Annotated in this window: 16 protein-coding genes; 13 read left to right on the forward strand and 3 right to left on the reverse strand. The window is 48.1% G+C overall.

The window, feature by feature from the left end; genetic code table 11:
• Positions 1 to 44: 44 nt before the first annotated feature.
• The 10 genes from gshB to K0H60_RS17290 all read left to right on the forward strand — a co-directional run bounded on the left by gshB (position 45) and on the right by K0H60_RS17290 (position 12,158).
• Entirely contained in the window at positions 45 to 992 is a 948-nt protein-coding gene (gene gshB, locus K0H60_RS17245; protein WP_023266854.1) for a glutathione synthase, read from the forward strand.
• Between the two features lie 73 nt (positions 993 to 1,065).
• Positions 1,066 to 2,454: an alkaline phosphatase gene (locus K0H60_RS17250; RefSeq protein WP_220056489.1), complete on the forward strand. Its 1,389-nt coding sequence runs from the start codon at positions 1,066 to 1,068 to the stop codon at positions 2,452 to 2,454.
• 230 nt (positions 2,455 to 2,684) lie between these two features.
• Positions 2,685 to 3,713: a methyltransferase gene (locus K0H60_RS17255; RefSeq protein WP_041408961.1), complete on the forward strand. Its 1,029-nt coding sequence runs from the start codon at positions 2,685 to 2,687 to the stop codon at positions 3,711 to 3,713.
• Between the two features lie 186 nt (positions 3,714 to 3,899).
• Positions 3,900 to 5,567, forward strand: a complete 1,668-nt coding sequence (locus tag K0H60_RS17260; RefSeq protein ID WP_220056490.1) for a sensor domain-containing diguanylate cyclase — start codon at positions 3,900 to 3,902, stop codon at positions 5,565 to 5,567.
• A gap of 290 nt (positions 5,568 to 5,857) precedes the next feature.
• Positions 5,858 to 6,313, forward strand: a complete 456-nt coding sequence (locus K0H60_RS17265; RefSeq protein WP_220056491.1) for a hypothetical protein — start codon at positions 5,858 to 5,860, stop codon at positions 6,311 to 6,313.
• A gap of 444 nt (positions 6,314 to 6,757) precedes the next feature.
• On the forward strand, positions 6,758 to 7,432 hold the full coding sequence (locus K0H60_RS17270) for a hypothetical protein (RefSeq protein WP_220056492.1): 675 nt from the start codon (positions 6,758 to 6,760) through the stop codon (positions 7,430 to 7,432).
• Positions 7,433 to 7,567: 135 nt separating this feature from the next.
• The gene (locus tag K0H60_RS17275) at positions 7,568 to 7,966 is read left to right on the forward strand and encodes a hypothetical protein (protein ID WP_220056493.1); all 399 of its coding nucleotides are present in this window, start codon (positions 7,568 to 7,570) and stop codon (positions 7,964 to 7,966) included.
• 581 nt (positions 7,967 to 8,547) lie between these two features.
• Positions 8,548 to 10,239, forward strand: a complete 1,692-nt coding sequence (locus K0H60_RS17280; RefSeq protein WP_220056494.1) for a flagellar assembly protein A — start codon at positions 8,548 to 8,550, stop codon at positions 10,237 to 10,239.
• 227 nt (positions 10,240 to 10,466) lie between these two features.
• Entirely contained in the window at positions 10,467 to 10,844 is a 378-nt protein-coding gene (locus tag K0H60_RS17285) for a DUF4144 domain-containing protein (RefSeq protein WP_011624010.1), read from the forward strand.
• A 189-nt stretch (positions 10,845 to 11,033) separates the two neighbouring features.
• Positions 11,034 to 12,158: a site-2 protease family protein gene (locus tag K0H60_RS17290; protein WP_088210194.1), complete on the forward strand. Its 1,125-nt coding sequence runs from the start codon at positions 11,034 to 11,036 to the stop codon at positions 12,156 to 12,158.
• An 85-nt stretch (positions 12,159 to 12,243) separates the two neighbouring features.
• Here K0H60_RS17290 and K0H60_RS17295 read toward each other — a convergent pair whose 3' ends face one another.
• From K0H60_RS17295 to K0H60_RS17305, 3 genes are read right to left on the reverse strand one after another with little or no spacing between them, the layout of a single operon-like run.
• Positions 12,244 to 13,677 (reverse strand): efflux transporter outer membrane subunit, encoded by a 1,434-nt coding sequence (locus K0H60_RS17295; protein ID WP_258405760.1) that lies wholly within the window; start codon positions 13,675 to 13,677, stop codon positions 12,244 to 12,246.
• Between the two features lie 4 nt (positions 13,678 to 13,681).
• Complete coding sequence (locus K0H60_RS17300; protein WP_220056495.1) at positions 13,682 to 15,652, reverse strand: MacB family efflux pump subunit; 1,971 nt, start codon at positions 15,650 to 15,652, stop codon at positions 13,682 to 13,684.
• 2 nt (positions 15,653 to 15,654) lie between these two features.
• The gene (locus tag K0H60_RS17305) at positions 15,655 to 16,866 is read right to left on the reverse strand and encodes an efflux RND transporter periplasmic adaptor subunit (protein WP_220056496.1); all 1,212 of its coding nucleotides are present in this window, start codon (positions 16,864 to 16,866) and stop codon (positions 15,655 to 15,657) included.
• Between the two features lie 351 nt (positions 16,867 to 17,217).
• Here K0H60_RS17305 and K0H60_RS17310 point away from each other — a divergent pair, with 351 nt between their 5' ends.
• The 3 genes from K0H60_RS17310 to K0H60_RS17320 all read left to right on the forward strand — a co-directional run bounded on the left by K0H60_RS17310 (position 17,218) and on the right by K0H60_RS17320 (position 21,418).
• Entirely contained in the window at positions 17,218 to 18,144 is a 927-nt protein-coding gene (locus K0H60_RS17310) for an extracellular catalytic domain type 1 short-chain-length polyhydroxyalkanoate depolymerase (RefSeq protein WP_220056497.1), read from the forward strand.
• Between the two features lie 193 nt (positions 18,145 to 18,337).
• A complete protein-coding gene (locus K0H60_RS17315; protein WP_220056498.1) occupies positions 18,338 to 20,614 on the forward strand; it encodes a TonB-dependent receptor in 2,277 nt (758 codons plus the stop codon).
• A gap of 132 nt (positions 20,615 to 20,746) precedes the next feature.
• Complete coding sequence (locus tag K0H60_RS17320; protein WP_088210185.1) at positions 20,747 to 21,418, forward strand: response regulator transcription factor; 672 nt, start codon at positions 20,747 to 20,749, stop codon at positions 21,416 to 21,418.
• The last annotated feature ends 21 nt before the right edge of the window (positions 21,419 to 21,439 follow it).

Raw genomic sequence — 21,439 nt, forward strand, 5'->3', positions numbered from 1 at the left:
TAAATGCTTTTTGCCTGCAACGGCAATCAATAAGGAACAGATTAATGATAAAACTCGGCATAGTGATGGACCCCATCAGTGAGATCAACATTAAGAAAGACTCCAGTTTTGCCATGCTAATGGCGGCGCAGGAAAGGGGTTACCAACTGTTTTATATGGAAATGGCCGACCTCGCCATGGTCAACGGCGTTGCCATGGGCAATATGCGTCCATTAAAGGTCATCAATGATGCCAATAAATGGTTCGAATTGGGCGACGCCCAAGATACGCCGCTGAGCGAGCTTAACGTAGTGTTAATGCGTAAAGACCCGCCGTTCGATACCGAATTTATCTACGCCACTTACATGCTAGAACGCGCCGAAGAGCAAGGCGTACTGATTGTGAATAAGCCGCAAAGCCTGCGCGATGCCAACGAGAAACTATTCACCGCATGGTTTAGCGAATTTACGCCAGAAACCATAGTGACCCGCGATGCCAACCGCATCCGCGCGTTCCACCAAGCCAAGGGCGACATTATCCTCAAGCCATTAGACGGCATGGGTGGCACCTCGATTTTCCGCGTGAAGCAGGACGACCCTAACCTTGGGGTGATCATCGAAACCTTGACCCAATATGGCAACCAATACGCCATGGCGCAGGCCTTTATTCCTGAAATTACCAAGGGCGACAAGCGCATTCTGGTGGTGGACGGTGAGCCAGTGCCCTACGCCTTAGCGCGTATTCCGAAAAAAGGCGAAACCCGCGGTAACTTGGCCGCAGGCGGCAGCGGTGTTGCCCAGCCTTTATCGGACTCAGATTGGAAAATCGCCCGCGCCATTGGCCCAGAGCTGAAAAAACGCGGCCTGATTTTTGTGGGTCTGGATGTGATTGGTGACAAGCTGACCGAGATTAACGTCACTAGCCCAACCTGTATCCGTGAAATCCAAGCGGCATTCGATGTGGACATTACTGGCATGCTGTTCGATGCCATCGAAGCCCGTCTTGCCCAGTAAGCTTGTACACCTACAAGATAATATTATTCATTGAAGGCGCCCACAGAGCGCCTACGACTTCTAGGGATCTGATATGAGTTTCACCAAAGCGCCACTGTTATTGCTTGGTATGAGTTTATGGCTCTCCACCTCCGCACTGGCAGTCGAAGCAGGAGCGAATGAGACTGGCCCAGTAAAAGCCCCCTCACGCCCGAAAAATATTGTGATCATGATTGGCGACGGCATGGGGCCTTCCTACACCAGTGCCTATCGTTATTACAAGGACAATCCAGATACCGAAGAAGTCGAACAAACCGTGTTCGACCGTTTATTGGTTGGTATGGCGAGCACTTATCCCGCTAACGTCAGCGGTTATGTGACCGACTCGGCCGCCGCCGCGACCGCGCTCGCGACTGGAGTCAAATCCTATAACGGCGCCATCTCGGTCGATACGCAAAAACAACCATTGCCCACCATACTCGAAAAGGCCAAAACCTTAGGCTTGAGCACGGGCGTAGCGGTTACGTCGCAAATCAACCATGCCACACCAGCGGCCTTTTTATCCCACAACGAGAGCCGTAAAAACTACGATGCACTGGCATTAAGTTATCTTGAAACCAACGCCGATGTGTTTTTAGGTGGCGGGCAAAAATACTTTCCCCCTGAGCTGTTAGCCCAGTTCACCGCCAAGGGCTATCAACACATTACCCGCTTTGACGATCTGGCCAGCATTACCCAGCCTAAGGTCTTAGGTTTGTTTGCCGAAGTGCAACTGCCTTGGGCCATAGATGAAAAAGATGCTAAAAAACTCAGCACCTTGACTCAAAAAGCCCTCAGTTTACTGTCGCAAAATGAGCAAGGCTTTGTGCTGCTGGTCGAGGGTAGCCTTATCGACTGGGCGGGACACAACAATGATATCGCCGCCGCCATGGGCGAAATGGATGAATTTGCTAATACGATTGAAGTCGTCGAGCAATTCGTACGCCAAAATCCCGATACCTTAATGGTGATCACCGCCGACCATAACACCGGCGGGTTATCGATTGGCGCCGATGGCAACTACAACTGGAATCCAGAGATCCTACGTAATATCTCGGCAAGCTCAGATACCTTAGCCCAAGCCGCCCTTGGCGGTGATACTTGGCAAGCCGACCTATCCCGCGGGTTAGGCTTTGAATTGACCGAAGAAGAAGTGGCTAAGTTAAATGTTGCCAGAATGCAGGGTTTAGAGACCATGGCCGTTGCGATTCGCCATGTGATTGATAAACGCACCGATACGGGTTGGACGACCGGCGGCCATACGGGGACCGACGTGCAAGTCTTTGCCGCAGGCCCAGCCTCTGAGTTATTTAACGGTCATCAAGACAACACAGATATCGCCAATAAGATTTTTAGCCTGTTACCTAAGCCTAAAAAGCCAAAAGCCCCTGCACAGGCATCGACTCCAGCTCCAGCACCTACACCTGCGCAGCCTCAAGGCTAATTTGCTGCTATTGGCTAGGGATAAGGGATAAGAGTTAGCCCACGCGAATATCGCGCTGGCTAACAGAGAAAGGCAACCGTGTTTACACAGTTGCCTTTTTATTGGCTTTCTTTCCGCACCGTTCGAGTGAGCACAGTGTTGCAGCATCCCTTAAGTCGGCGGCTTGCAGGCTGGCTCGAAGCAGAATAAGGGGTATAATGCCCGCACTTATTTTTTACGGTAGCCATGCAGTGTTAACGAATCCATCGCAAGTCATTATCCGCAATCAGGAAACCCTGAGCCAACATAAAGTCTTAGTGCTAAACCATGAGGCAGACTCATTGCCCAAAGCACTGCTCGATGTCGCCCAGTCCGTCGATGCCCTCGCCTTGGATTACCACCATTACCTACATTTAGCGCCACAGGCCAATGCCAAACTGCGCTGCTATTTTGGCCATCAACTGCCCCACCAGGATAAGTACGACACTGTGATTGTGTACTTCCCTAAGGCGAAGCCATTAGCGCCCTATTTGTTTAATCTGGCGGCTCAGCATTTAGTGGCCGATGGTCAACTCTTAGTCGTGGGAGAGAATAAAGGCGGGGTTAAATCCTTAGTCAAACTGCTGCCGAAATACTTTGCCACCGGCGTTAAACTCGATAACGCGCGCCATTGCCTACTCTTTGGCAGCAGCCTAATCGATACCGCGCCCGAGATTAAACTCAGCGATTGGACCAGCCAGTATCAACTCGCCACCCCGCAGGGCAATATCACCATCTGCAACTTAGTCGGTGTGTTCAGTGAAAAGCATTTAGACCAAGGCACAGAGCTATTGCTATCGCATCTACCAACGCTTTCTGGCCGAGTACTGGATTTTGGCTGCGGCGCAGGCGTGATTGCCGCAGCACTGTTAAAGGCACAACCGACACTGTCGTTAGAATGTATTGATATCAATGCCATGGCGCTGGCCTCCTGCGAACTCACGCTGGCGGCAAACGGCATGACGGCCAAGGTTTATCCCTCCGATGGACTGGCGCAAACCAGTGGAAAATTCGACGGTATTATCTCCAACCCACCGTTCCACGATGGCCTTGCCAGCACCACTAGCATTGCCCAAAGTTTTGTTGCCGATAGCGCCAAGCAATTGCAATCTAAAGGGATTTGGCAAATCGTCGCTAACCGTCACTTGCCCTACTCTGACACCATCGCCGCCGAGTTCGGCCAATTAACCGTGCCGGCGGAGAACAACAAGTACAAACTCTATTCCTTCCAACAGGCCTAATCTTAAGCCCCGCTCGATTGTGAGTGGGGCAACACCCTTCGCATCGATACCTTCCAATATCCTTTATGGTTAAGCCTCAACTTAGCTATGGAAAATTGCTGCCAATACAATCAATTATTTGGAATTTTTGGGGCAGCCTCGATATGATAAGTCTCGACTCCCAATATGAGTATGAGGCTAAGCATTTTGAGCAAATTTAACTGGTTCAACTCACTCAGATACCGATTAACCTTTTTCTTCGGTGGGATCAGTCTTATTTTCTGTCTTGGTTTTACCAGCTATTTATCTTCCATTACCTCAGACAAACTGCTCAATGCCTATGCCAATCAATTAACCATGATTGGCCGTTCGATTGAAACAACTATCTCGAACAACATTGACGAACGTGCCCGAGAAATATCGCTATTGAGTAAACGCGCGCTCTTTTCAGGCGTTAGCGCTAACTATCCACAGATCCGCCAAAACCTCGATAATATAAAAACCTCCTACGAATACTACTCATGGCTTGGGTTTGCCGATATCAATGGCGTCGTCAAATACGCGGCCGATGGCACGCTTGAAGGCCATGACGTATCCAAACGCCCATGGTTTATTAATGGCAAGACGGGCGTATTCATTGGTGATGTACACGATGCAGTATTGCTCGCCAAGGTGTTAAATATCGATAAAAATGATCCTCTGCGCCTAATCGATTTTGCGGCCCCTGTGTTTGATACCAATAACAACTTGCTTGGCGTCGTTGCCACCCATTCAAACTGGAAATGGGTTAACACTGTGATTGAATCGGCGCTGGCAAGAAGCCAGCAACAAACAGGGATAGATGTACAAATCGTAAGCCGTGACGATGGGATTTTGTACCCGCAAGCCTCGGCGGATCAGCACCTTCCTCAGGATTTACTCCCCAAAGACAACAGCAGTCAGCTTATTCAATGGCCTGATGGTCATGAATATTTAACGGGTGTGACCACACTAAAATCAACCTTGATAGATCAATTGGGCTGGCGCATTGTCGTTCGCATCCCGAAAAATATTGCCCTGCAAGAGATCACCGAACTACAACGCCAACTTCTCTGGGTGAGCGTCATTGCGGTCTTGCTGTGCCTGTGGTTTGTCTACCGCATGTCGATTTCAATGAGCTTACCGCTCGAGCGATTAATTACCGTCACCAGAGAGATCCAAGCAGGCAAAGAGCAAGTTAAATTCCCCAAATCAAATGGTTTGATTGAAATTTCATTCTTGATTGATGCCATTCAAAAGATGACCTTCTCGCTATTGAGCCATGAGAAGAGCCTAGTGGAAATGAATCAGACCTTAGAAAATAAAGTCTTAGAGCGCACCAAAGAACTCGAATCGGCCAATCAAGAGCTTGAACGATTAAGCAGACGAGATCCCTTGACGGATCTCCACAATCGTCGTTCGGCCGCCGAACATATCGACAGCGAATTTACGAGACTCAAACGCTTTGGATTGGCTTATTCAATCCTGATGGTGGATATCGATCATTTCAAAAAGATTAACGATACCTATGGGCATGAGACGGGCGATATTGTGTTAGTCGAAGTCGCTAAGTTATTAGCGCAATCGGTACGTAAAGCCGACTTAGTCGCGCGTTACGGCGGCGAAGAGTTTTTAATTATACTGACTGGCACTGATAGTAGTGATGCATTAACCCTTGCCGAAAAAATAAGAGCATCCATTAATACGACCGAATTCACTGTCGTAAAAAATGTCACCGCCAGCATTGGCTTATCGACCGTCGAGCAAGCGGATGAAACTGCCTATGATGTCGTTAGACGAGCCGACACCGCCCTCTATTTAGCCAAAACCACCGGCAGAAATAAGGTTTGTACTTAGTTGATGCAGCTAAAGCCGAAAGGGGAGTCCAATAGATTCGAATACGGCATTTATATAGATATTAAAAAGCGGCCATGTTCCCAATGGTCGCGGCGGCAATAATGCTAATCCTAACTATCCCTCTAGCTGTTCGTTCAGCTAAAAAGATATTGCCAAAATATCATTTTAGCGATATCAAAATGGTAAATAGTGCAAGTATAGCTTTGGCTATAGAAAAGCTAATGTGAAAGTTATTTGCATAGTCCAAAAGTTATGCTTGCCTTATTTGTTATATGGTACAAGGAGATGTGATGCGTTTATTTTGTGAATATTCTAGTATATGTTTTGATATTTTGGATGATGACTGCTTACTCATGTCCTGTTCAAGCGGAGAGTATTTTATTCATTATGTTGGCGATTATAAAGAGCGCTTCGACAGCGATTTATGTACTAAAAAAGGATTTTTTAAAGGTACTGACCTTGAAGTTCTAGAACAGCTAAAAAAACAAGGTAGGATCCCACAAGAAAAGCCTGAGATTTACCTAGATCTAGAGACCAATGTATCTTTAATGGCAACGTTAAAGGTTCAACTACTGGGTGAGAGCTTTATAAATGCACTTTATGCTTATGCTGAAAGCATCGAGGATAAAGTGTTTTCTAAATTGGTCATAAGCAAGGCTGAGGATATTTTAAAAAAAACTAAGCTTGAGTATACCGCAGTGGACTCCTCCATAGACTTCAGACGAATCCAAAGAAAGGTGTTTTAGTGAATAATTTCCTAACATTATAAATTTTTGATATAGGATTCAGGACGTAGAGACAGCTAAATTCCGCCACTACATCTATCACGAAAATGCCCCATCAAAAAGCTAATAAGTATAAAGTCGTACTCAGACCATAAGGATTTCGAAAATTTTTATCCTTAAATCGCGCGCATTTCCTCATTTTTGTTTAAATAAATGGCATTAGATTTAGTTACTTATATCTTTCACCAAGTTGATAATAGGTCTGGAAACACGCATGCGCGTTTTTCCAGATAGTGTATTTGGCAGAAAGCTGATAAGTTCTTTGCATACAGATAGTTAACTGTGCGCGTTTTCACTGGTCCAACGAGGTAAACGCGCATGCGCATGAATAAAATGTTATGCGCTGATCACGTTCATTTAGGCTATTGCTATGAGAATTGATTTTTTGAAAGGGAGAAGTATCGAATGAATCCAACTGAGCCGACAACATTTCAAATCATTAGAGATTGGGCTGAGGTACTATATTTCTTTAGCGGATTGGGTCTTCTAGGAGTCGCGAGTGTAGGCCTCTATCAATTGAAACTAGCAAAAGACCAGATAGAGAGCGCCAAGAAAATATCCAGAACACAGTCAGTTAGAGCCTCTTTTGAGGCAGCAGTAAACGAGTGCAACAGATTTTCTGAAAAATATTTTCCCTTATCGACTGAGCTTTCAAAGTACGTTAAAGAACAAAAAATTACGTTCTTCGATGACGCTTATATTGAGGAATCTGAAAATGGTTTCAAAGTAAACTATAGCAATATCAATAAAGACGATCTTAAAAAACTGTCAGAGAAAGAAGAAATAATTGGAAAGCTTATGAATGGTATAGAAGGTTTCGCTCTATATATCGTTTCAGGCGTTGCTGACGATAGTATGGCATTTCACACGCTAGGAAAGGTCTTTGTTGAAGAGGCAGAAAAAATTTCGAAGATACTTCCTTTTACCAATGCGGAACAGGATGACTGTAAAGCAATATGGGGATTGTATTTCAGGTGGAAAAAAAGACTTGAGCACCAAAAACTCCAAATTGAAAAAGCGGATATTGAAAAAAAACTAGCAAAAGCTAAAGTTGAGAAGTTCACAGCCATAGGCACTTAGGGCGCATAACAAGCCAATGCACTCGGAGCCAGCTACGTTGCGCAATTATTTGTGGTGTCGCTGCGCTCTTTTATACCACAAAAATTGCTCCACTCCGCCGGCCCAGTGATTGGGGCGTTAACCTCTAGAGCAAGTATGAAGCACATTATTAGTAAAGATTTAGGCATTGAAGAATTTAAAAAGAGATTCTCAGAAATCAGAGAATCCTTTTTGGATTCATTAACAGCTGCTAGCGAAGGTTATAAGAACGTAAGATACCTTGCTTGTGATGAAGATGGGGTGCCTATTAACTGGGTGTGGGACGATGAAACCTTCGGCCATAACAAGGAAGAAGGCTCTCTTGAAGAGGCAATTCAATTTGCCCGTCACATGATAAATGACGGCATGTGTTTCTCTTATATGGGGTGTTTGGCAGGCTCAGGTGAGCTTGAAATTTGGCTGACGACTTTTGAATCTCCCATAGAAAAGCCGACATGGCCAAGCAATAAGGAACCTCTATTTGAGCTGACTCATGGGGGTGTAATCTGTGAGTAAAAAAGGGGAATCAAATGTTAAGCCATAGACATTTAATCCTAACCCCTCGATTTAATCCTCCCCCCCCACAAATTAAAGCAAAGCACCTAGCTTACCTTTGCCCAAACTTAGATGACTCGAAGCTTTTAATGAGCCCCCGTCTGGATAGAAACCTTATCCCCTTAAGAAGGCCTCAAAGAGTAGTGATTCGCAGCCAATCACATTCCGCTGGCTAGATAAGATTTTCATGGTTTTGTGAACGGTATCAAATGCAGTAAGCGCTGAATTACCGAGTGCTTTAGCTTTTTGCACTCTTCCCTAGCATAGTGAGCACGGTTGTAAAGTTTGATTTTTTGTTAAATCTAAAAGTCGGCTAATTTTATCCCCGTGCTAAATCCTCCGCAAAAAACCAAAGATAACACTAAGTTATCGGTAATATCTCAAATAAAAATCTATTTAAAAATCAACAAATAGACTGCACACCACAAAACACCAACATTTACGTTTTTTCGCGCCGAAAAGGCTTCTTTGAGCAAAGTTTCTACTGTTATACTCAGGTGGCTACTAAAACAAAAATAAAACAAATGGATAGGAAGTGCTCTATGTTGGCCCCTGAACTTCTTGAGCTAAGCAGCGATAAAACCAAGGCGGAATTACGTTTGATTCCGAACGAACACGGTCCTATTACCCGTGATGATGTGATGCGTTTATTGTCCGTGCCTGAGTTTGCCCCCCTATTCCCACTCGAGCCAGCGATAGACAAAGTGATCGCGCAAACCAATTCCCTGTGTCATCAAGAGGATGGTAAATACGAGCTATTTGCCGTATTGGCAGAACGCCGTGATGGCAGCGTAAAAATCGAGCTCAGCCAAGATAAGATGCAAGCCACTATGGTCTTAACCGCCCCTTGGGGTGGCAAAGCCGTCGACTTGCCCGAAATCCTTACACAGCTCAAAAAAGACAATGTATGCATGGGGTTAAGCAAGCTTAAGATCCAAGCTTTGTTGCAAAAAATGACCAAGTTAAAGCCAGGCGAAAGCTGCCAGAGTGAAATCGCCCAAGGTAAACCTGCGATAAATGGCGAAAATGCAGTATTGGAACGCAAGGTATCCCTCGCCCGTGAACGACTATTACAGCCGCAGGAGCGGGAAGACGGCACTGTGGATATGCGCAACCTTGGCGCCATGATTATGGTCAAACCCAACGATCTATTGATGATTAAGCATCCTGCGACCGAAGGCTCTCCCGGCTACAACATTAGGGGCGAAGTCCTTAAACAAAAACCGGGAAAAGATCTGGTATTACAACCCGGTACTGGTACTGACTTCCATCCGAAAGATCCCAATAAACTGATCGCCACAGTGGCTGGCCAACCGGTTGAAACCCGCACAGGCATGAATGTCGACGATGTGCTTCAACTGAAAGATGTGGATATCAGTACTGGCCATATCAACTTTAAAGGCAGTATTTTAATTACAGGTGATGTGCACGAAGGCATGATGGTTAAAAGCTCTGGCGATATTACCGTGATGGGTTTTGTCGATTCGGCGACCCTCGAGGCAGATGGTGATATTACGGTAAGCAAGGGCGTGATCGGTCGCCAAGTCAGAGTCAATGAGTTCTCCACCAATATCACGGCTCAGGGGCAAATTAGCGCCCAGTTCGTGCAATATTCCCAATTGACTGCCAAGGGTAATATTCTGATCACTAAGCAGTTATTGCACAGCAATACCAAAACCGCAGGCACGCTCACTGTCAGCGATCAAAGCGGCCGCCGTGGTGACTTAGTCGGTGGTGTCGCGCATGCCGAAAAGGGCCTTACCGCCGTGGTGATAGGTGCTACCGCTGGCACCAAAACCGAAGTGTACTGCGCCATGGAGCAGGGCGAACTCAAACAAAACCTTAAGCAGCTAGAGGAGAGCGTTCATGCCATGGTGGTTGCCACTCTGGATATCGAGGCTCGCCTGAAAAAACTGCCGCCGAAATCAGAATGGCAGAACGACCCTATCATGATCGAACAGATCAAGATGATGCTCGACGAGAAGAATCGCATCTTAGGTGAACGTTCCCGCGAAGAATTAGAGTTCGACAGCCTAAAGCTGGAGGTCGAAAGCTACTATGACAAGTACCGTATCGATGTGATTAAGCATGTGTTCCTCAATGCCGAGTTCCATATTGGTCAAGCCAATCACCGAACCACACGCGAACACGGCACTTGCTCGATAACCAATCTTAATCAAGAGATTAACTTCGACTACAACGCTAAACCTAAGCCACAAACGCCAAGCCATTAACAGGGCAATCATCAACACCCGCTAAGGGTTCATTCCATTGAGTGAACTCTTAGTCTTAATGCTTCACCACTCGCCGTGCTCCACCCATTAGGTAGACTTGCCAGAGAAAATCCCCTAACGCCTTTCATCTTCGCCTCGGTCGGTGGCATACTGACCTCAATATGGCTCTTTAGCACGCACTCTGTCGGCTAAAAGCTAAGCACATAAAAACGCCTACGGGATTGCGCATGACTCAAGTGAAAATGGCAGACATTGAATGGCCTGCGGTAGTCAAACTCACTCAAAATGACGAACTACTTTACCTTGCCCATCAACGGGATTGGTTAGAGCTTGCCTGCCTGTATCAGCATCAATTTATCGACACGGATCTGTTACTCGACAGTCTCGGTAACCAATATCTGATCCGCGCCACCCCAAGCACGATTCACGAAGATCCCATAGGCGAACTGCCTAAGCTGCTCAAACAAGAGCAAAAATTGCCGCTTACCGACTTTATCAAATGGGTACAAAAGCACGCCAATGCCATAGGTCAGTGCTGCGTCGCCAAGTTAGCCTTCACCACATTGGCCCAAGGGATGGAAATTGTTCGCAGCTTAGATGACTAACACGGCTCGAATAAATCGTCTGGGATAACAATAAAAACCCAGATGATCCTAAAAGCTAATATCCTCAGTCACATTTCACAGGCATAATTTGTCACACACGGCTCAGGCCGTTTTGCCCAAAGCGATTGATATTTATATGCCAAATTATCGCTGGGCATCATTCGGATACACATACAAACGGACCCTAAATTGGAACTACTTAAGATTGACTGCTTAGGCAAATCGCTGCGTTTGGAAGGCTCACTCGCAGGTTGGCAACAACTCTTTTGGGACAATACCTTAGTCTCACAAAAAGCCGCATCGGTCGAAAATGGCGGCCTCAAAGTTCATGAGTTTGAACTCACCCAGCATCAGAGCCAATTGGCCAGCGATACCGGCGAAACACAGGTTTTAGAACACAAAATTCAAGTACGCCTCGAGACCGACGTGGTGTGGCAGCCCTTTAGATTCGATTACCGCCTGCTGGTCGATGAGGAAGTGATGGCCCAAGGCACTCGCACCGAGAAAGATATCGAGCGCCAAACCCCTGAAGTCCCTGTGACTAACCCTCAAAAAATCAGTTTTGTCGGCCTAGCCTCCCTCGGCTTTAAGCTGCTCAAGAGTGCCAAAGTGATTAAAGTTGTGCTCGCGGGCGCGAGTGTGGCGGCCTATTCTTGGCTGTTCTCCTTCCAATTTGCCCTGGCGCTTATCGCCTGTTTGGTCTTCCACGAATACGGCCATATCCGCGCGATGAAGTATTTTGGGATGAAAACCAAAGGGATATATCTCATCCCCTTTATGGGCGGACTCGCGCTGAGTGATGAAAAGATTAATACCCGCTGGCAGGATGTGGTCATCTCGATTATGGGCCCAACCTTCGGCCTGTTGATGTCTGTGGGCTCGCTTATTGCTTACCACCTGACGGACAATGTCTTCTTTGCGGGGCTCGCGGCCTTTAACGCGCTACTTAACCTGTTTAATTTATTGCCGATTTTACCCCTCGATGGCGGCCATATTTTAAAGAGCATTAGCTTCTCGATGAACAGCATCATGGGCTTAATCGCCTGCGTGATTGGTGCCGCCTTTGGGGTGTATATCAGCTATACCTTGGGCCTCGCCCTACTCGGCTTCCTATTGCTTATCGGTAGCTTAGAGATAGTGTTCGAGTGGCGTACCCGCCATCAAAGCCACCTGTTGCCGCTAGACAGATATGGGCAGATTTTCTCAACCATTTGGTATCTGGTGACCGTTGCCGCCCTAGTCGGTATCATCTGGCACTTAGCGGGCACGGGCGATGATATGTTAAGCCTGCCACTGCATATTCTGCGCAGCTAATTTGACTCGCATTAAGATAAAAGCGAGATAATAAAAAACCGCGATAGCCTAGGGCATCGCGGTTTTTTATTTACCAATGATTCAATCAGTTATCCGCTAACGGCGGCGCAATATCACTCCCACCTAGGGCTTGGTAGAGCGTCGCTTGAGCCGTTAATTGGTTATAGCGATTCTCCAGCAATGCGGCTTCGGCGCTGCGGCGATTCTCCTGCGCATCGATCCAATTTTGAATGCCGATAGCACCATGGCGATATTGGCTCTCATAAATGGCTTCGGCCTGGGCGGCGGCGCTAAATTGCTGCTCAAGCTTCTCACCTTGGTAAGCGTATTGCTGCTTGGCCGAGATGGCGTTATCCACATCCTCGAAGGCGCTGTAGAGGGTTTTACGGTAGCTCACTATGGCCGACTGGTAGTCGATATCGGCAATATCATTGTTGATTTGCATTTGATTCCATTGCAAAAAGGGCAGCACTAAGCCCGCGCCTAAACTCCCCACAGGATTACGCAATAACTCTTTTAGCTCTGAGGTCGACTCCCCTACGCTGCCAGTCAAACTCAAGCTTGGGAAGTAACTGGCATAGGTCGCATCCTTACTGGCCAGCGACGAGCGCAATTGATATAGGGCCGCCTTCACATCGGGACGACGGCCGACCAAGTCGGCGGGAATGCCAACACCAATCTCTGGCACAGCGCTATCCGGCAATTGCTTGATCTCAACCGCCACTTGCCCCGGAGCGTGATTGAGTAAGATCGCCAGAGCATTTTCGGCTTCAACCAACTGTTGCAACAATTGACTGTGAGAGGCCTCTTGTCCCGCTAAACTGCGTTGGGATTCGAGCACATTCAGCTCAGTCACGGCGCCCGAGGCATATTGGCGCTGGGTTAACGCCAGCGTTTGCCGACTGTGTTCAATACTCTTATTGCTTAGTTCAATCCGTTGATGCAGATAACCAATCTGCCAATAGAGTGACGCCGTCGTCGCGACGAGACTCTGCGCCGTGCTCTCCCGATCTTCAAGACTTGCCAGTGCAGTCCACTGGGCTTGATCGATATTGGCCGACACTTTGCCCCAGAGATCCACCTCATAGCTTACCGACAGGTTCGCCTGAAATGCCTTGCTCGAACTGCCGCCCTCCAGCGGTTTATTCACTGAGGCCGTATTATTGGAGCTGAGCTGTGGATACAGATCATCCCGCGCTAACCCCGCCTGTAAACGCGCCTTTTGCAAGGTTAAGGTGGCGAGCGTCAGATCATTATTGCTGCTGAGCACTTGACTAATCAGCTGATTCAATTCGGGTTGATTAAACTTCTGCCACCAAGGGTCTAGGCTGACTTGACCATTTACTTGGGTGTGCTGCCACTGCTCTGGCACCTGTAAAGCAGGCGGCTCAAAGTCGGAGCGCATCAGTGCACCACAACCCGAGAGCAAAGCGATGCTGATGGCAATCACGCTGAGCTTGAGCGTTGAACAGACACGGCGGCCTAATTCATTTTGATGCGTTAAAACTTGATTATTCATTCAGTTACTCTCTCGCTAGGGCATCAACAGGGTCTAAACGCGCCGCGTTGCGAGCGGGCAAGAAGCCAAACAGCACCCCGATTAAGGTAGAGCAGGCGAAGGCGGCAACAATAGAAGTCGTCGAATAAATCATCTGGAAACTGCCTCCCGCTTGGGCAAACACCACGCCAATCAAATAAGCCAAGGCCACCCCAAGCGCGCCGCCGCACAGACAAACTAACACGGCCTCAATTAAAAACTGCCGCAGAATATCGCTCTGGCGCGCCCCGACTGCCATGCGAACGCCAATCTCGCGGGTACGCTCAGTCACCGACACCAGCATGATATTCATCACCCCAATGCCGCCCACCACGAGGGAAATCACCGCAATCGCCGAGATTAATAGCGTCATGGTCGCGGTGGTTTTCTCGATATTCTGGCGAATGGTATCCGTGTTAATGGTGAAGAAATCCTGCGTGCCGTGGCGCATCTTCAGCAGGCTAATAATGCCCTGCTCCGCCGCATTGCTCGGCACTGACTCATCGAGCCGCACGGTAATGCCATCTAAGTATTTTTTGCCCACCATACGGCCAGAAACCGTAGTGTATGGCACCCACACATTGAGGGCATCACTATTACCAAAGGCGCTTTCCTTAGGCTGGGTAACACCAATAATCCGCACCGGTAAATCCCCGAGGAAGATCACTTCCCCAATGGCAGAGTTGATAGCGCCGCTACTGTTAGGGAACAGCTGTTTGCGGGTGTTATCGTCGATTACCGCATCTTGGGCTAACGCATTAACACTGTCATCGTCCCAAAACTGTCCTTGGGCAAGCTCATAGCCTCGAACCCGGAAGAACTCGGGCCCCACGCCATTCACTGTTGCCGTCACCGCTTTATTGCCATAACGCACAGTCGCACTCGAGCCAATGCTCGGGGTGACACTATCGACATAGGGTAAGTTTTTCAGTGCGTTGGCATCGCTTGCGGTCAGAGTTCGCACCCTTGCCGAGCGCCTATCACCAAAGCCTGAGCCAGGGCGAATGTCTATGGTATTGGTGCCCATCGAACTAATGCTCTTTAAGATCTCCCGCTGCGAGCCTTCCCCCAGCGCCACCACAGAGACCACGGAGGCGATACCGATAATAATCCCCAGCATAGTTAAAAAGGTGCGCAATCTATGGGTCGACATCGCCAGCAGCGCCATTTTCAGGGCTTCGGCATATCTGTCCCATGCCGCCACACGGGCGCGCGCCTTAGTCTTGGCGGGGATCACTTCGGTCTTAGGCGCAGGCGCAATATTTGAGGCGGGATTAGGCTCATCGCTGATAATCACCCCGTCCTTAATCTCGATAATACGGTCGGCATGCTGGGCCACATGCATATCGTGGGTCACGATAATGATGGTCTGGCCCTCGCGGTGCAGTTCCTGCAACAGACGCATCATTTCTTCGCCGCTGTGACTATCTAAGGCGCCAGTCGGTTCGTCGGCGAGGATCACATCGCCGCCATTCATCAGCGCCCGCGCCACACTCACCCTTTGCTGCTGGCCGCCACTGAGCTGATTCGGCTTGTGGTCTAGGCGCTCACCTAAACCCAAACGTGATAACAAGCTTTCCGCACGCTCCCGACGCTCTAAGCGATCTTTACCCGCATACACGGCGGGTACTTCGACGTTACCCACGGCATTAAGATCGCCAAGCAAATGATATCGCTGGAAAATAAAGCCAAAATGCTCGCGCCTCAGCTTTGCCAGTTCATCCACATCCATCTGCGAGGTATCTTGGCCATCGATAAAGTACGAGCCCTTTGAGGGTTTATCTAAACAGCCCAAGATATTCATCAGGGTCGACTTACCCGACCCCGAGGCGCCGACAATCGCGACCATCTCACCACGGGCGATGGAAAGATTAATATCTTTGAGTACAGTCAGTTGTTGCTCACCAGCCTGAAAACTGCGGTAGCAAGCTGAGACTTCCAGTAATGGCTTACTCACGCTTAAAACCTCATTGGTGGGCCACGGAACTTCATGGTCGAACCGTCGGCGGGCATTCCGAGCACCACTTGGTCGCCTTCGTTCAGGCCAGACAGGATTTCGGCATTGATTTTGTTATTAATCCCGACGGTCACATCCACATATTGCACTTGGTTATTCACCAGTACTGGCACTTGATACTGTGGCCCACGGGATTTGCGATCGCTTGCCGATGCCGCTTTATCCCGCGGCTTGGCTCGCAGCACCTGCGATGGCACTAACAGCGCATCATCAGCTTTGGCGAGCACAATCGAGATCTGCGCCGTCATGCCAATGCGTAGGGTACGGTCGGGGTTTTCGACATCAAATAAGCCGTGGTAATAGATAGCGTCCGAATCGCTGGAACTCATATTGCTATCGTCACCATCCATGGAGGTGGGACCGGGTTCAATTGCCCTTAGGGTGCCGCGGTACGGATGGTTGGGACGACCGAGAATCGTAAAGTACACCGCCTGCCCCGGATGCACATTGACTATATCGGCCTCGGAGATCTGCGCCTTAACCGTCATGGTATCGAGCTGCGCCATCTCGACTATGGTTGGCGTAGTTTGATTGGCGTTAACGGTTTGGCCTACTTCAACTGCAGAGTAAACGACTGTGCCATCCATAGGCGCGGTGATTTTGGTATAACCTAAATCGATTCTGGCGCTATCGACATTGATCTCAGCCTGTTGTTTTTGCGCCTGTAACTGCTCAAGCTCGGCTTGATAAACCGTCAAAGTGGCTTCGGCGGCTTCAAAGTCTGCGCGTGAGCTAGCCTTATCGGCGAGCATTTCCTGCTGACGGGTGTATTCGAGTTTTGCCTGACGTATTTGTGCCTGCTTAGCGCGGTACTGGGCATTAATGCTTTTAAGGGAAGCCAGCGCATTTTGCAGGTTGTTTTGCTGGGCAAGGCTGTCGATTTGCGCGATAAGGTCGCCCTTCTTCACCTCTTGGCCAAGATCCACAGGCAAACTCTGAATTTGCCCCGAGACCTGCGCGCCCACACTCACCAACTTGGAGGCCTGCAACATGCCATTGGCGAGCACCGAGTTTTCAATGTCGCCGCGCCTAACGGGTTCAGTCACATAGCTTGGGGTCGCCTCGGGTTTATGCAGCAGAAAATAAGCACCGCCCCCAAGGAGGACTAAACCGCTTAAGATCAATATCAGTTTACGCTTTGAGGATTTTTTCATCTGAATCTAGGTGTCCATCAATGCCAATGGGCGCAAGCGTGCATCTTGCGGGAGGAAAAATAGTGCAATCAGTATATAGAGTTAGCTCAGCGCAGTAGACGAAGGAAATGTCGATATCAGGTAAAGATTTGCAAATATCTGTGTAGAAGTTTGAAACAGAGAACACGGCCGTAACAATTCCCGCAAACGAACTTAAGTCATTTGTGATGGGTTATTGCCCCCAGCTTTATTGGCATCTATCAAAAAGCACCAACGAGCGCAGGGCATCATCAGGCTCTGGAACTAAAGTGCCATTGTCAGGCGCCGCAAAATTCAGCAAGTTCTCACTATCATGAACTTGGAAGCACTCCTATGCGCAAATTGACACTCATCGCCACTTGCCTCAGCGCACTGTTATTCACCCCCGCCTTTGCCCAAAGTCAGTATCAGGCACTTAGCGAATTTGGCGCCAATCCCGGTGAGTTAACCGCCTCCTATTTATCGCCCGAAGGCCCAGGCCAAGATGCGCTTGTAGTGCTGCTGCATGGCTGTGTGCAGGATGGCGTGGAACTGGCCAACAATAGTGGTTTAACTGCCCTAGCCCAAGAGAAAAAGTTTAGCCTACTGGTGCCACAACAGAGTTTTGAAAACAATGTAAAGCGTTGTTATAACTGGTTTTCAGCACAGGATACTCAGATAGATAGCGGCGAGATGCTATCGCTGAAAAACATGATAGCCAAAGCCCAATCCCAATCCGGTGCGAAACGCGTCTATGTGATTGGCCTGTCCGCCGGTGGCGCCATGGCCAGCGCCGCACTGGTGAATTATCCCGATGTATTCACCGCAGGCGCAGTGATCGCAGGCCTGCCTTACCCCTGTGCCGACAACCTCACCAAAGCCATTTCCTGCATGAAAAAGGGCCCCGCCGAGTCTGTTGAAGAACTGGTTAGTTTTGCCAAAAAGGTGCATCCAAACCAACAACACTGGCCCGCCTTAACCGTGTGGACTGGGCAAAACGATGTGGTGGTGAATCCTGAAAATGCCAAACAACTCTCGGCCCAGTGGGTCGAACTGACCCAAGCGAATAAAACACCAAGAGTCGAACAATACGCCGACTATAGTGTTAGCACTTGGTCCGATACGAGTGGCAATAACCTTATTTCGTTAGTCGAAATAAATAATATGGGCCATGGCATTGCCGTTAATCCGGATATTAAAAATGGCGGTAACACGGGAGACTTCTTACTAAAAGCACCTATCAGCAGCATGCCAGAAATAATCAATCTTTGGGGAATATAGGGTTTAATTATAAATAAACCCTGAGTATCGATATTCAACGTATCGGTATAAAAATAAAAACAATGAGTTAAAAACACATACTACTATAGTACCGATTTAAATTTTAAATAATTACTATAGAGTCAATGTGAATCAAAAAAAATAGTAGTAAGTACCAACCTTTAAAAAATAAATACTACAACGGGAAATCTGTATGAAACAGAATACTATCAAAATGAGTTGCATTGCTTTAGCTATCTCATCTGCATTGGCAGCACAATATGCTGTTGCTGAGGATGAAAATAGCACCGGGGAGAAGCAAGCCACCTTAGAACGCATTGAAGTCACCGCCCGTAAGTCCATTGAGAGCCTGCAAAACGTACCAGTTGCAGTGACTTCGGTCAGTGCTGACGATTTAGCGGAAAATGGCATCAGCGTGATGACTGAAATCCAGCAATTTTCACCCAACACCACGCTGCAATCCAGTCGCGGCACTAACTCTACCCTCACGGCCTTTATTCGCGGTGTCGGCCAGGAAGATCCGCTCTGGGGCTATGAGCCCGGCGTCGGTATCTATATCGATGATGTGTATATCGCCCGCCCACAGGGCGCGGTGCTCGATATCCTCGATGTACAACGTATCGAAGTACTGCGCGGCCCACAGGGCACCCTCTATGGTAAAAATACCATCGGCGGCGCGGTCAAATACGTGACTAAGAAGATGAGCGGTGACGCTGAGTTAAACCTCAATGCCACCGTCGGCAGCTACAACCAGCAAGACTACAAGATAGCGGGTCAATTACCTTTAATTGATGACAAGCTGTATATTGGCGGCGCCTTCGCCAGCTTAAATCGCGATGGTTATGGTGACTTCATTACCTCAGCGATACCAGGTCAAGATACTGAAAACTATAACAAAGATGTTATGGCGGGGCGTGTGAGCTTAGAATACACGCCAACCGACAACCTGTTTATGCGCCTCAACTACGACAAGACCAAAGATGAGTCGAATTCAAAGGGCGGCTACCGTATGCTCCCCAGTGTCCTGACAGATGCCCCAGTGCCAGACAGCAAATACGACTCTTACACCAGTATGCCAACCTGGAACAAGGTGGAAACCGAAGGTTGGGGGCTGACCATTGAATACGGCTTGAACGATGACTGGACACTAAAATCCGTCACCTCATCCCGCGAGAGCTATTCGCCCACCAACATCGACTTTGACAACACGAGTCTGCGTATTTTGGACGTTCCCGCTATCTATGATGACGAGCAATTTAGTCAGGAATTCCAAGCTAACTACGACGGCGATAACTTGAAACTCGTATCAGGCCTTTATTACTTTAAAGGCGATTCCTGCGGGATGTTCGATTCCATCCTGTATGAATATTACAAAGCTTACGGTGGTCTAACGCGTGAAGTTCGTGGTTGCAACAACAGTGAAAGCTATGCCGCCTACGCTCAAGGCACTTACGACATCACAGATAAATTGTCGATGACCGCCGGTTTGCGTTATACCCGCGAAACGAAGGATGCCACTGTCTATAACGGCATCATGTTTACGACGCTTTACCCCGAAACAGGCTGGATCCCAGGATATGTTCGCGATGAAGATGCCATCAACGCCAGTATTCCTAAGGTATTAGATGATGAAGAAACCTGGTCGAAACTCAATCCACGCTTAGGTTTAGAGTACCAACTCAGCGACGATATGATGCTCTTTACCAGCTATTCACAGGGCTTCAAATCGGGCACCTTTAACCCAAGGGCAACGGGTCCAGAACCCGCAGTAGACCCAGAAGTCGTTGATTCCTATGAACTGGGTATGAAGAGTGAATGGTTTGACAGACTGCGAGTTAACGCAACAGCCTTCTACTTAGACCATAAAGACAGGCAGTTCGTGACCGTATTACCCGGTGAAAACGCGTCCGATCTTAATCAACGCCTAGGCAATATTGGTAAATCGACCGCCACGGGTCTAGAACTCGAAGTGGAATACGCTGCGACTGAGTCATTGAATCTGTTTGCGACTCTGGGCTTAATCGATGCCAGCTTCGAGGAAGTCATCTCCTACGATAGCGATGGAAACCGCATCGACATCAGCGATACTTACACTATCACCAACACCCCAGATACCACGGCAAACGTTGGATTTAGCTACAATATCGACACGGATATCGGCAGCTTTGTGGCCAACGGAAACTATTACTATCGCAGCGACTATGACTTAGCCGTAGTAAACAACCTGTTGAGCCAGGACGGTTATGGCCTGCTCAACCTCGGCTTAAACTGGTACAGCAACGACGGCCATTGGCACGCGGGTCTGCATTGGAAAAACGTCACTAACGAAGAATATCTGGTCGGTAACTATGCCTTCGTCACCCCAGATGGTAATGGCGGATATATTCCAGGTTTAGGCGGTGACAATACATTAATTGGTTATTATGGCGATCCAGAGACTATCTCTCTCACTGTTGGCTATAATTTCTAGAATATAATGTTATTGACGCATAATAATAACCGACTCCCATGAGTCGGTTATTAGTTTAACGGCTTTAAATATTATCTAGCATTAATTTCCAATAGGATTAAACTGGGTTAAAAAAAATAAAGGGAACGGATTATGTCTCAGATAAAAGTCGCCATTGCTGATGATCATCCATTATTTCGTACAGCCTTAACGCAAGCTGTTCTCAAAAATGTGAATACAGCGGAAGTATTGGAAGCGGAAAACTTTCAAGAATTAATTACGCTCGTTGAGAATAATCCTGATATTGAACTGATCTTTCTCGATTTACATATGCCCGGCAATGAGGGCTTTACTGGCTTAACCCTACTACAGAATCATTTTCCCGATATCGCAGTGATCATGGTGTCCTCCGATGATCAGCCCGAGATTATCCGTAAGGCCATTAACTTTGGCGCCAGTGCGTTTATCCCCAAATCTGCCAGCTTAACCCAGATCTCTACAGCGATTGCCACAGTGCTCGAAGGGGAAGTCTGGCTACCGGAACACACGGATATCAATATCGATCAGCAAACCGCTGCCGAGCATCAACGTTTAGCGAAGCAACTGGCGCAATTAACCCCGCAACAATACACAGTGCTGGCCAGCATTGCCAATGGACGCTTAAACAAACAGATCGCCTATGACCTTGATATTAAAGAGACCACGGTTAAAAAACACGTGTCGGCAATACTGGTCAAACTCGAAGTTTACAACCGCACTCAGGCGGGCTTAGTCTTCCAACAGTTGATGATAACCAGCAACGATAAACCGCCGATCAGCGCCTAACCAACCTAGGCTCCAGAATCC

Origin of the sequence: Shewanella mangrovisoli (genome assembly GCF_019457635.1) — a bacterium.
GTDB lineage: Bacteria > Pseudomonadota > Gammaproteobacteria > Enterobacterales > Shewanellaceae > Shewanella > Shewanella mangrovisoli.